General features: G+C 48.7%; 10 protein-coding genes. All 10 read left to right on the top strand.

Annotated features, from left to right (window positions below):
- Positions 1 to 13: 13 nt before the first annotated feature.
- Complete coding sequence (locus H8698_RS02690) at positions 14 to 1,180, top strand: 1-deoxy-D-xylulose-5-phosphate reductoisomerase (RefSeq protein ID WP_249311074.1); 1,167 nt, start codon at positions 14 to 16, stop codon at positions 1,178 to 1,180.
- 40 nt (positions 1,181 to 1,220) lie between these two features.
- Positions 1,221 to 2,261: a M50 family metallopeptidase gene (locus H8698_RS02685; protein WP_177679910.1), complete on the top strand. Its 1,041-nt coding sequence runs from the start codon at positions 1,221 to 1,223 to the stop codon at positions 2,259 to 2,261.
- A gap of 21 nt (positions 2,262 to 2,282) precedes the next feature.
- On the top strand, positions 2,283 to 4,199 hold the full coding sequence (gene mutL / locus H8698_RS02680) for a DNA mismatch repair endonuclease MutL (protein WP_249311073.1): 1,917 nt from the start codon (positions 2,283 to 2,285) through the stop codon (positions 4,197 to 4,199).
- Positions 4,200 to 5,120: a tRNA (adenosine(37)-N6)-dimethylallyltransferase MiaA gene (gene miaA / locus H8698_RS02675; RefSeq protein ID WP_249311071.1), complete on the top strand. Its 921-nt coding sequence runs from the start codon at positions 4,200 to 4,202 to the stop codon at positions 5,118 to 5,120.
- Positions 5,117 to 7,330: an SF1B family DNA helicase RecD2 gene (gene recD2 / locus H8698_RS02670; protein ID WP_177679913.1), complete on the top strand. Its 2,214-nt coding sequence runs from the start codon at positions 5,117 to 5,119 to the stop codon at positions 7,328 to 7,330. Before miaA ends, recD2 begins: the two co-directional genes overlap by 4 nt.
- Positions 7,327 to 7,971 (top strand): O-methyltransferase, encoded by a 645-nt coding sequence (locus tag H8698_RS02665; protein ID WP_249311070.1) that lies wholly within the window; start codon positions 7,327 to 7,329, stop codon positions 7,969 to 7,971. Before recD2 ends, H8698_RS02665 begins: the two co-directional genes overlap by 4 nt.
- 13 nt (positions 7,972 to 7,984) lie before the next feature.
- Positions 7,985 to 8,557 (top strand): aminoacyl-tRNA hydrolase, encoded by a 573-nt coding sequence (pth, locus tag H8698_RS02660; protein ID WP_249311069.1) that lies wholly within the window; start codon positions 7,985 to 7,987, stop codon positions 8,555 to 8,557.
- Positions 8,558 to 11,881: a transcription-repair coupling factor gene (gene mfd, locus H8698_RS02655; RefSeq protein ID WP_249311067.1), complete on the top strand. Its 3,324-nt coding sequence runs from the start codon at positions 8,558 to 8,560 to the stop codon at positions 11,879 to 11,881.
- 43 nt (positions 11,882 to 11,924) lie between these two features.
- Positions 11,925 to 13,016, top strand: a complete 1,092-nt coding sequence (locus H8698_RS02650) for a peptidylprolyl isomerase (RefSeq protein WP_249311066.1) — start codon at positions 11,925 to 11,927, stop codon at positions 13,014 to 13,016.
- Between the two features lie 119 nt (positions 13,017 to 13,135).
- Positions 13,136 to 13,303: a hypothetical protein gene (locus H8698_RS02645; RefSeq protein WP_249311065.1), complete on the top strand. Its 168-nt coding sequence runs from the start codon at positions 13,136 to 13,138 to the stop codon at positions 13,301 to 13,303.
- Positions 13,304 to 13,459 lie beyond the last annotated feature (156 nt).

Below are 13,459 nucleotides of genomic sequence, written 5' to 3'. Positions count from 1 at the left end.
AAAGGAGAACAAATTGAAAAACATTGTAATACTGGGCGCAACAGGCTCTATTGGCACGCAGTCCCTTGAAGTAATTGAGGCAAACAGGGGATTTCGTGCTTTTGCGCTATCCGCACATTCCAACATTGCAGTTTTAGAAACACAAATCAGAAAATTCCGCCCGCAGTTTGCCTGCGTAACAAACGAGGAAAAGGCTGCGGAGCTGAAAATAAAAACAGCGGACATTGGCACAAAAATTTTGGCCGGAACAGCGGGCCTTGAAGAAATTGCCGCTCACCCGGAAGCGGACACGGTGATCACTGGCATTGTGGGCATTGCAGGCCTTGCCCCCACCCTTGCTGCGGTGGAGGCGAAAAAACGCATTGGCCTTGCCAACAAGGAAACACTGGTAACTGCGGGAGATATGGTGATGGAGCGGGCAGGACAAACCGGCGCCGAAATCATTCCGGTAGATTCAGAACACAGCGCTGTTTTCCAATGTCTTGCCGCCCGGGTAAACCGGGATAATTTTGACAGCGAAGTAAAACGAATTTTGCTTACCGCCTCCGGCGGCCCGTTTTTCGGAAAGACGAAGGACGAGCTGACCCAAATCACCGCAAAAGAAGCCCTGCGCCACCCCAACTGGAGCATGGGTGCAAAAATAACAGTGGACAGCGCCACGCTGATGAACAAGGGGCTTGAGGTGATTGAGGCAAAACACCTATTTGGCGTTCCGTTTGAAAAAATCGACGTTTTCGTGCACCGGCAGAGCATTGTTCATTCCATGGTGGAGTTTGCAGACAACGCAGTGATTGCGCAGCTGGGCGCGCCGGATATGAAGCTTCCCATACAGTATGCGATTACCTATCCTGAGCGGCTTTCTATGCACGGTAATGAGCCGGACTTAACCAAAACGCCGCTGACCTTTGACAAGCCTGATTTCGAAACGTTTCGTTGCCTGCCGCTGGCCATTTCAGCAGGCAAGACGGGAGGCACCATGCCCGCGGTGTTAAATGGCGCAAACGAAGCGGCGGTGGCGTTGTTTTTAAACGGCAAAATCAGATTTTTGGATATTGCAGATTTAGTGGAGGGGGCAATGTGCGCCCATAAAACCATGAAACGGCCGTCCCTTTCCCAAATTTTTGAGGCGGACAAGTGGGCCAGAGAATATGTATGCGCGAAACTGCATACACTACATTAGATTTTTTCGGAAAAAAACAAATGGCAGAAAGGCAGACCAAATGAACATCATTTTTACAACATTGGCAGCGATTTTAATTTTTGCAGTTTTGGTTTTCATTCACGAGCTGGGACACTTCATTGCGGCAAAGCTCTCCGGTGTTAAAGTGAACGAATTTGCGATTGGCATGGGGCCAAAGCTGTTTGGAAAACAAAAGGGAGAAACGCTCTATTCCGTGCGGCTCATTCCCATCGGCGGATTTTGCGCCATGGAGGGTGAGGACGAAAACACGACTGACGAGCGGGCTTTAAACAATAAAAAGCCATATATCCGGCTCATCATTTTGGTGGCCGGGGCGTTTATGAATATTTTGCTGGGCTTTATTTTAATTTTTTCTTTAACGATTGGCACTGCGGAAACGGTTGTTCCCAAGGTTAACAGTGTAACAGAGGGCGGCGCGGCGGAAGCGGCGGGCTTACAGGATAACGACGTAATTCTGCGGGCAAACGGCAAACGGGTGCACATTATTGAAGATTTATCCTGGGCAATGTCCAACAATTCCAGAGAAAACAAAGAGCTTCAGCTGGAAGTGAAAAACGGCGGCGAAAAAAGAACGGTTTCTATTGTACCCGAAACTTCCAATGGAAAATCAAGCTACGGCATTTTATTAAAAACAGAGCAGAACGGGCTGTTTCAAACACTTCGGAACTCCTGGTATAAAACCGGATTTTACAGCGGCGTTATTATAGACTCGTTTATCAGCATGATAAAAGGCGACATTCCGATCTCGCAGATTTCAGGGCCCGTGGGCATTGTGTCGGAAATCGGAAATGTGGTGGAAGAAACCCGCACCACCGGTTGGGAGGGCTTTCAAAGTCTGCTCGCCTTAACCATTTTGCTCACCATAAATTTGGGGGTGTTCAATCTGTTCCCCATTCCGGCGTTAGACGGCGGAAGAATTTTGTTTGTTTTAATTGAAATGGTGAGAAGAAAGCCGGTGCCGGTGGAAAAAGAGGCAATTGTGCACTTTGCGGGATTTGTTTTGTTAATTGCATTTTCAATTTTCATTGCATTTAAAGACGTATTTATGCTTTGGGGCTAACGGAAGAATTGGGGGAATTCCATGGGAAAAGTAAAAGTTTTAGAAAAAAACGTTTCGGACAAAATCGCGGCAGGCGAAGTTGTTGAGCGGCCTGCTTCTGTAATTAAAGAGCTTTTGGAAAACGCGGTGGATGCAGGAGCAAGCAGTGTTTGCGTTGAGATTAAAGGCGGCGGAATTTCGTATATGCGTGTGACCGACAACGGAAGCGGCATGACGAAGGAGGACGTTTCCCTCTCAGTGATCCGCCACGCCACAAGCAAAATTGCCACGGAGGACGACCTGACAAAAATTTTAACTTTGGGATTTCGAGGGGAGGCACTGTCGTCCATTGCCGCGGTGTCCCGGCTGGAAATTTACACAAAGGTGCGGGAGGAGGACAGCGGCACCCACATGGTGGCCTATAACGGCGAGATTTTAGACGTGGCCGAGGCCGGCTGTCCCGACGGAACCACCGTGGTGGTGCGGAACTTGTTTCAGGCGGTGCCTGCCCGCATGAAGTTTTTGAAAAAGGACTTTACGGAGGCAGGATATATTGAAGACATTGTGTCGCGCTTGGCCCTGTCCCACCCTGAAATTTCAGTGAAGTTTATTAACAACGGAAAAGAAATAATGTTTACGCCGGGCGACAATTTACTGTCCTCGGCCATTTATGCTGTTTACGGAAAGGACATTAAAAATGCCATGGTTGAGGCACATTTTGAAGAACGGGGCGTTAGTGTTTCGGGCATGTGCGGAAAATCTGCCGCCGCTAGGAGTAACCGCGGCATGGAAAACTTTTTTGTCAACGGACGGTACATAAAATCGGCACTTCTTTCCCGGGCGACAGAGGAAGCGTATAAAAATGAGCTGATGGTGGGAAAATTTCCGGCCTGTGTGTTAAACATCACCCTGCCGCCGGAGAATGTGGACATTAACATTCATCCCACAAAATTAGAGGCCAAGTTTGCAGAGGAAAAGCACATTTACCACTGCGTTTACTGGGCAGTGAAGAACGCCCTTTATCAGTCGAATTTTGTGCCGCAGGTTCAGGAGCACAAAAACATTAAACCACAGTTTGTGCGGCCGCAGTCCCAGGCAGAAGAACGTAGTATGCAGGAGCAAACTGCTCCGCAGGTGAAAACGAACCTACCCAAGGAGCCGACTGCGACTTTAAAGGAAACAGGCGGCTTTACGCCTACACACACGACGAAAGTTATGCCGCCTTGCTCTTCAAACGAGCCGCCTGCATTGGAAAATAGACAGGAAGCTTTTAAACTTCCTGCACAAAAGCCAATCATTAAACCTGCGCCCGAAGCTGCAGCCTCCACAGAACAGAGCTTGCCAACGGCGGAGCAAACGCCAGTGGTGCCGGAAAGCGGCGCGCCTGTGTATAAAATATGCGGACAGGTTTTTGCAACCTACATCATAGTGGAAAAGGACGGGAAAATGCTCATGGTAGACCAGCACGCCGCCCACGAGCGGCTGCGGTATGAAAAGCTCCTTCAGCAATACCGGGGGAGGGAAATTTCGTCCCAGCTCCTGCTGTGTCCTGAGGTGCTGACTCTGACAGCAACAGAGTTTGCTGCGTTTGTAGAAAACCAGGAGGCCATCTGCGATTTGGGCTTTTTGGCCGACGAGTTTGGGCAGAAGCAAATCATTGTCCGCGGCACGCCGGCAGAGGCAGGGGAGTGCGACGTAAAAGCCACCATGCTTGAGGTGATTGAAATGCTTTCCGGCAGCAGAAAATACGTGGACGACGATCTGGCGGCAAAAATGCTTTACCGCATTGCCTGCCGGGGCGCGGTGAAAGCAAATGCGGTTTTAAACCACGCAGAAATGACAAAGCTGTTAGACGGCGTTTTCAGCTTAACGGGCATTAACACCTGCCCGCACGGCAGGCCCATTACAGTGGAGTTTACAAAAGAATTTATTGAAAAACAGTTTAAAAGGATTGTATAGATGAACAAAGTAATCGTAATTGCCGGGCCAACCGCCACGGGAAAAACCGCCTTGTCGGTTGCGCTTTCAAAAGAGCTGGGCGGCGAGGTGGTTTCGGCAGACAGCGTGCAGATTTATAAGGGTTTAAACATCGGCAGCGCCAAACCCACAAAAGAAGAAATGCAGGGCGTGCCCCACCACATGATGGACATTTTAGAGCCGGACGATAGCTTTAGTGTTGCAAACTTTTGTGCCCGGGCAAAAGAGGTTATATCGGAAATTCAGTCGAGAGGAAAGGTGCCCGTTGTAACCGGCGGAACAGGGCTTTATATCTCATCTTTGGTGGACAATGTTTCTTTCATTCAAGAGAAAACGGACAAGTCTGTGCGGAAGAAGCTCACACAGGAGCTTGAAACATTTGGAAAAGAAGCCATGCACGAACGACTCACAGAAATTGACCCGGAGGCCGCCGCCTCTATCCACCCGAACAACACAAAACGGGTGCTCCGCGCGCTGGAGGTGTTTTTTGCCACGGGAAAGACGCTGACCCAGCAAAACGCACAGTCGAAATTAAACAAATCGCCGTTTCACTTTGTGCTCTTAGCCCTTACCTGCCAGCGGGACATTTTGTATGACCGCATCAACCGCAGGGTAGACGGCATGGTGGAGCAAGGCTTGTTTGAAGAAGTTCAGTCCCTGCTAAAACGGGGCATTCCGGCGAACTGCCAATCCATGCAGGGAATTGGCTACAAGGAGGCCGTGCAGTTTTTAAACGGCGCGGTCACAAGAGAGGCATGTATTGAAAAAATCAAACAAAACAGCAGAAACTACGCCAAGCGCCAGCTGACGTGGTTCCGCCGGGGAGACTATCAGTGGTTCGACGCGGTTTCTCCCGGGCTGTATGAGTCGGTGAAACAGTATATTGGAGAACACAGCCTATGAACGATAAAGACGCCTATCAGGGCACGGTGGACGAAATAATTTACCAAAATGAGGACAACGGCTACGCAATTTTCGATTTAGACGCTGGAGAAGAGGGTCTAATCACCTGCGTGGGCACGCTGCCCTTTTTAAAGCGCGGCGAAATGTTAATCGTCAGCGGAACGTGGGTTAACCACCCCAGCTACGGCCAGCAGCTGAAGGTGTCGCTGTTCCAGCGCGTAGAACCAGAGTCTAAAGATACCATTTTAACCTACCTGTCGTCCGGCGTGGTGAAGGGCATTGGCCGCGCCACGGCGGAAAAAATTGTGGACCGGTTTGGAGAAGACGCCCTGCGCATTATTGTGGACACGCCGGAGCGCCTGGCTGAAATTAAGGGGATTACCGTAGAAAAGGCCATGAAAATTTCTGAAAACTACATGGCCATTTATGACAAGGAACAGCTCATTCTGTTCCTGCAAAAATATGGAATTTCGGCAAGCTATGCCGTAAAGGTTTACGACCTATTGGGCAAAAATGCGGTGGAAATGATAAAGGAAAACCCATACATCCTCTGCGAGCGCATTCGCGGCATCAGCTTTAAAACCGCCGACATGGTGGCGTCAAAGGCTGGCGGTGCGCGGAACAGCGTGTTTCGGATTCAATCAGGCATAAAATATATTTTAACCTTTTACGCCGCCAGCGAGGGACATACCTATTTGAAGCGGGGGGCACTCATTACGCTGGCGGTGCGCATGCTTGGGATAGACGGGCTGGAGGCCGAAAACGCACTGATTCGTCTGTTTTCAGACCACGAGCTGGTGTGCAAAAAAATAGATGATGAAGACTGTGTGTTTCTGCCTGCGCTTTACCACGCCGAGTTTGTTTCGGCAATGTGCATGAAAGAGCTGTTAAACGGCAGTGAAAAAGAACATGTGAAAGATGCCGAAGCAGAAATTGAAAAGTTAGAAAAAGAAACGGGAATTTCCCTGGCCGAAAAACAGCGCGAGGCCGCATTGTGCGCCTTAAACAGCGGCGTTACGGTTATCACCGGCGGGCCGGGCACGGGAAAAACCACAACCATTAACTTTATTATAAAACTGTTTGAAAAATCGAAAAAGAAAATTGCCTTAGCCGCCCCAACGGGGAGAGCCGCAAAACGCATGACAGAGCTATCTGGCCGCGAGGCAAAAACCATTCATCGCCTGCTGGAGGTGGGCTTTACCGATGACGACGAGCTGCGGGAATATGTCCGCGAAAGTACAGAACCATTAGAGGAGGACGTTGTTATCATCGACGAGGTCAGCATGGTGGACGCAATTTTAATGAGTTCCCTGCTTTCCGCCATTAAGCCCGGCGGACGGGTCATTTTGGTGGGGGACAGCGACCAGCTTCCTTCGGTGGGCGCGGGGAACGTGCTGTCGGACGTCATATCCTCCGGCATAGTTCCCACTATAAGCCTGGACACTGTGTTCCGCCAGGCGGAAGAAAGCATGATTGTGGTAAACGCTCACAAAATAAATCTGGGGGAATATCCAATTTTAAACAAAAAGGATAAGGACTTCTTTTTTGTGGAAGCGGAGGACACTTATAAAACAGCCCAGCTGTTAACTGATTTGGTGTGCCGCCGCCTGCCCAACGCCTATGGATTAGACCCCATGGCAGACATTCAGGTCATCAGCCCCATGAAAAAAACGCAAACCGGTGTTTATGCCTTAAACGCCGCCCTGCAAGCCCTATTAAACCCCGGGGAACCGGGAAAAAACGAGCGGGCGTTTCAAAACAGAATTCTGCGTGAGGGCGATAAGGTGATGCAGATTAAAAACAACTATGACCTGCTGTGGAAACGCACAGGCGGTGACGAGGGCTCCGGTGTTTACAACGGCGACATGGGCAGAATTGTTGAGGTGAAAACCGCATCTGTTACCATTTTGTTTGACGATGGGAAAAAAGTGGTATATGAAAATGCATTGCTGGACGAAATTGAACTGGCCTATGCCGTCACCGTACATAAAAGCCAGGGGAGCGAGTTTAAAACCGTGGTCATTCCTGTTTTTTTCGGCACAGAAAAGCTTTTTTCCCGAAATCTTTTATACACCGCCGTAACCCGCGCCAGGGAAATGGTGGTTTTGGTGGGCCAAAAGGCGGCCTTAAAAAAAATGGTGGACAACGACTATGAGGCAAAACGGTTTTCTAGTCTTCGCTGGCAGCTTTTGGAGGGAGAAAACGCATGAGCCAAATTGTTTATGACTATATTGAAGATTATTTAAACCGCAGCCTGAAACAAAACGAGCCTTTTTTTGAGGAGCTGCGGAACTTTGCAGAAAAAAACCACATCTATATTGTAAAACCCCAGGTGGAACAGTTTTTAAAAACGTTTTTGTTTGCCGCCCGTCCCAGCCGGATTTTAGAGGTGGGAACTGCCATTGGCTACAGTGCGCTTATGATGCTGTCCTGTCTGCCCCAGGCGCATATCACCACCATTGAGCGGGATGAAGCCGTGCTTGCCATGGCAAAGGAGAATATCAAAAAGCGGGGTGCGGAGGAGAACATCCGCTGCATTTTCGGCGACGCAGGCGAGGTATTGGAAAATTTAAACGCAGCATTCGACCTTGTGTTTTTAGACGCGGCAAAGGGGCAATATCAAACCCACTTTAACCTGTGCCTTGCCAAAATGAATCCCGGCGGCGTGATTATTACAGACGACGTGCTGTATATGGGCATGACCGCGTCGGACAAACTGGCAACGAAAAAACACATCACCATCACCCGCAGGCTCAGGGAGTTTTTAAGCTACCTGTGCGCAAACGAACGGTTTGAAACCACCGTTCTGCCAATCGGCGACGGGGTGGCGGTGACTTATATAAAGGAATGAAAGGAAACGCACTATGTTTGTTATTTTAGGCATTGGAAATCCGGGAAAGAAATATGACGGGACAAGACACAACATTGGATTTATCGCAATGGATTATATGTCAGCCAAATATGGCATAAAAATAAATAAGATCAAGCACAAATCCCTCATCGGCGAGGGGAATATCGCGGGCGAAAAAGTGCTTTTGGTAAAACCCCAGACCTTTGTAAACCTTTCAGGGGAAGCTTTAAGGGAAATTTGTTCCTACTACAAGGTTCCGGCGGAAAATGTGATTGTCATTCACGACGACGTGAGCCTTCCCTGTGGCAGGCTCAGAATTCGCAAAAAGGGCAGCGACGGCGGCCACAATGGAATTAAGTCTATCATCTACCAGCTTGCGTCCGACGAATTCACCAGAATTAAAATCGGCGTGGGCGCGCCGCCGGAAAATTATGACTTGCCAGACTGGGTTTTGGGCCGGTTTTCAAAAGAAGAGGTTTCCCATCTGTCAAAACTGGTGGATTGTGTGGTGGAGGAGGTCGTGCCCGAAATTATTAGAAGCGGTGCGGAAAGCGCAATGAACAACTATAACGGGAAGGTATTTTAAATGAATGTTTTTTTAGACGCCGCAAAGAAGCTTTGCGGCTTTTCGGATATTGGCAGGCTTTCAGGCAAAGAGGCGGTGAACGTGGTGGGATTAAATGCCCCTGCAAAAGCGCACTTTGCAGCAATGCTGTGCAAAGAATTTGGCCGCCAGGGCATTTTTATAACCGACAGCGACTACACTGCGAAAAAAATAGCCGAGGATTTTTTGTTCTACTTTCCCGATGGGGCATATTTTTATCCGTCGAAAGAGCTGGAGTTTTTTAAAGCCGACGCAAAAAGCCACGAGCTGCAAAACAAGCGGCTGGAAATTATTGAAAAGCTGGCAGGCGGCGCAAAAAATTCGGTCACAGTTATGTCCATCGACGCGGCGCTGCAGTTTACGGTGGACATTGCCGCATACCGCGAAAGCGCCCTCGTAGTTGCTGTTGGGGACGAACTTTTAGTCACAGAAATTTCAAAAAAACTTACCAACATGGGCTACACCAGAGAAGACATGGTGGAGGGCAAGGGACAGTTTTCCGTCCGCGGCGGCATTATAGACGTGTTTCCCCCGTCTGCCGAAAATCCGTTCCGAATTGAGCTGTTCGGCGACGAGGTGGACTCTATCCGCACCTTCGACGTGTTTACCCAGGTTTCTGTGGAAAATATTGAACATGCAAAAATCGGCCCGGCGGACGAATCGTTCCGCTCCAAGAATGCCGACACCTGTGTTTTGGAATATTTCGAAGACGACGCTTTTGTGTTTTTTAACGAGCCCCAGGCCATTTCAGAGCGGGTTGAGGGCTTAAACTGGGACATTGAAGAAACGGTGAAAGCCTTGGCAGAAAAGGACAAACACTTTCAGTTTCAGGAAAAATATATTCATAATTACTACGATGTGCTTCATGAACTGTTAAAGCATCCCTTTGTTGGGCTTTTGGAGCTTCCACGTTCAACGCAGGACTATCATCCCAAAGCAGAGGTGCATATAAATGCCGGAGAAATCGGCAAAGCGCCGACAGAGCGGGACAAATTCTATGAGGAATTGAACGAGTGGCTCAAAACCTATACCGTGGTATTTTCTGTGGACAAGGACAGACAGGCGGCCTTAGAGGGCGACCTTGCCGCTGCGGGATTTTCGGCAGTAAACGCAGAACACGGGCAGGCGGTGGCAGGCAAAATCAATCTGATGCCCGGCGGCCTAAAAAAAGGCTTTTATTATGAAGAAGCAAAGGTTGCCTTTTTTGGCGAAGAAGAAATCTTCGGGCGCAGCCCAAAGCGCAGGCTAAAGCGCAAAAAAATGGATTCTGCCAGCCGAATCCGGGATTTTAACGACTTAAACATCGGCGATTATGTGGTGCACCGCACCCACGGAATTGGCCAGTATATGGGGCTTGACACTTTAGAGGTGGAAGGCAAGCGGCACGACTATTTAAAAGTGAAATATAACGGGGACGATTTTCTCTATGTTCCCACCGACCAGTTAGACCTTTTGCAGAAATATGTGGGAAAAGACGGCGTTGTACGGTTAAACAAAATGGGCGGCGCAGACTTTGCCCGGCAGAAGAAAAAGGTGAAAGAGTCCACAGAAGAGCTGGCAAAAGAGCTGGTGGCGCTTTATTCCGCCCGGCAAAACGCAAAAGGCTTTGCCTTTTCGCCAGACAGCGAGTGGCAGAAGACCTTTGAAGAGGAGTTCCCCTATGTGGAAACCGACGACCAGCTTCGATCAATTGCAGAAGTGAAGCAGGACATGGAAAGCGTGCGCCCCATGGACCGGCTCCTTTGCGGCGACGTGGGCTACGGAAAAACGGAGGTTGCCCTGCGGGCCGCCTTTAAAGCAGTGATGGACTCGAAACAGGTGGCGATTTTAGCCCCCACCACAGTTTTGGTTATGCAGCACTTTAACACGTTTACAAACCGCATGAAAAAGTTCCCCGTAAAGGTGGCGGAGCTTTCCCGGTTTAAAACGAAAAAGGAGCAGGCACAAATTGTAAAACAGCTAAAGAGCGGCGAAATCGATATTGTTATCGGCACCCACAGGCTTTTGGCAAAGGACATTGAGTTTAAAAGCCTGGGGCTTTTGGTGGTGGACGAAGAACAGCGTTTCGGGGTGAAGCACAAAGAGCGCATTAAAGAAATGAAACACAATGTGGACGTGCTGACGCTTTCGGCAACGCCTATCCCCAGAACGTTGCACATGTCTATGATTAACATCCGCGACATGAGCGTTTTAACCGAGCCGCCGGAAAACCGGTTCCCCGTGCGCACTGTGGTAATGGAACAAAACGACGCGGTGACAAACGACGCCATTCGCAGGGAGCTTTCCCGGGGAGGCCAGGTTTACTATATTCACAACCGCATTTCTTCTATCGACTCCGTGGCAAGAAAACTGCAAAAGGCGTTTCCCGATGCAAAAATTTCTGTGGCTCACGGCGCAATGGAGGAAGAGCCCTTAGAGGAAATTATGATGGAAATGCTGGAGGGTGAAATTGACATCTTGGTGTGCACTACCATCATCGAAACGGGACTGGACATTCAAAACGTGAACACTATTATTATTGAAGACGCAAACAGGATGGGCCTTTCCCAGCTCTACCAGTTAAAGGGCAGGGTAGGCCGCACCAACCGGCGTGCCTTTGCCTATCTGCTCTACCGCCCCGACCGTGTGCTAAACGAAAACGCAACAAAACGGCTTCGCGCCATTAAAGAATTTACCGAGTTCGGCTCGGGCTTTAAAATTGCCATGCGCGATTTGGAAATTCGCGGCGCGGGCAACATTTTAGGCGCCCAGCAGCACGGCCATATGGACACGGTGGGCTACGATATGTACTGCGAGCTGCTTTCCCAGAGCGTAAGCGAGCTTTCAGGCATACCCCAGGAAGAGGACTGGCAGCCCGCAGTGGATATTAACGTGGAGGCCTACATTCCGCCCAGCTACATTAAAAACCACGCCCAGCGGTTAGATATTTATAAAAAAATTGCTTCCATTGAGAGCGACGGGGATAAACTGGACGTGGAGGGCGAAATCTGCGACCGGTTCGGCGACATGCCGGTCAGCGTGGCCGCGCTCGTAGCTGTTGCCGAAGTGAAATATATGGCAAAGAACTGCGGACTGAGCGAAATTACAGTGAAAGACGACAGCATTCTGTGCTATTTTAAAACGCAAATGGACTTGGAAGCCATTGCGGGGCTGGTGTCGGAATTTGGCAGCAAATTTTTTGTTTCAGCCGGCACAAAGCCCTATATGGTGTTGAAAATTGACAGGAAAAAAGAAGAAAATTTGCTTCTTTCTGTAAAAAATTTATTACAGAAATACAAGAAACTCTTGCATAGTAATGTTAAATAGTGTATAATACATTTATTACAATTAAACAAAGGAGTGTTTTTTGTTGAACGCATTAAAGGCAACAATTAAGTGGATTGCCGCAATCGTAATCATATGCGCGGTAGCGGTGTTCTTAGCAAGCATCAACGGTCTTTCCGTTTCGCGCAAAATCGCAACGGTGGGCGGTAATGATGTAACGGAGGCAGAGTATAAGTATTATTTAGAAATGATAAAAGACCAGATGATTTCAGAAGCCGGAGAAAACGCCGGGGACGATTACTGGAATTCTGATATTGACGGGAAAAAAGCATCTGAAGTGGCAAAAGAAAAGGCAATGGACGAGCTAATCCGCGTTGAAACCGCAGTTGTTAAAGCCAAGGAAGCGGGTGTGACATTAACCCAGGAGCAGGCTTCAAACGCACGCTCCATTGTGAATGCAGATGACGCTGCGACAAAGGAACAGCTGAAAGAATTAGAAAAGAAAACTGGTGCGGACAAGTATCAAATTGCGGACATTATGGAAAAGACATTTTTATCTAGTGCGTACTATCAGTCCCTTTCTCAGCAGGAAAATTCCCCTATTAAGCCGGACGATGAAACTGTGAAAAACGCGGCCAACGAAAAATATGCCGTGGTAAAACACGTTTTAATTTCGAATACCCCTCAGCAGGACGCAGCAGCTGCGGCAGACGGTGCAGCAGAGCCGGCTGAAGAAGTGGACACAGAGCAATATGCGGCTGACGCCAAGGCAAAAGCAGAAGAGGTTTTAGCAAAGGCCGTGAAGGGCGACAATTTTGAAAACCTGATTAAGGAATATGGCGAAGACCCAGGTATGGAAACCAGCCCTGACGGCTATGTGATTGACGAAACCGGCGCAACGCTGGACGGCACGGGTAGCATGATTCAGGAGTTCACCGACGGCACGTTTGCCGTAAAACCCGGCGAAGTGAACCCGAACCTGATTGAGTCCACCTACGGCTGGCATATCATTAAGCGTTATCCCCTGCCGGAGGACGGCGAAGACTTAACAAAAATTTTATCCACTGCGTCTAACTCCATCATGTCCGACAAATACACCGAATATTTAGACGGCTTGAAAGACAGCATGAACATTACTATTAACGAAAAAATTTACAACAAAATTAAAGTAAAATAAAAAATGCAGGCCTCTCCGCTTTGGCGGAGGGGCTTTTCTTTTTGCCCTCTGTGCTAAAAGGTTTGATAGGGGAATAAAATAAAAATAAACACAATTGGATTGATTTAGGAGGCATTTTTATGATTATGGTATTTAAGAAGAAAAAGGTAATTGCCGCTGCCTGCCTGTTGGCGCTTTGCGCGGGGCTTACCGGCGCTGGCTATCAAATGTTTCGCTCAAAGGGTGCGTTTTTGCCCACGGAAAACAAAACTGTCATTATTGATGCAGGTCATGGTGCACAGGGTTAATACTATAATCCGCATCCGTATAAATTATTTGTTGCAAAAGGAGCTTGTTTGTGCTATAATGAGATTGCCAAACAAAATCGAATCATTGCGCTTTTAACACGATAGTGTGTATTTTTGTGCCTTTCGGTAAAAATACATGCTCTATTTCTGCATACT

The sequence above is a fragment of the Congzhengia minquanensis genome, assembly GCF_014384785.1.
In the GTDB taxonomy this organism is placed as follows: Bacteria; Bacillota; Clostridia; order UBA1381; family UBA9506; genus Congzhengia; species Congzhengia minquanensis.
Note: the sequence above shows the minus strand (reverse complement) of the source record. Positions and strands in the feature narration are given on the sequence as shown.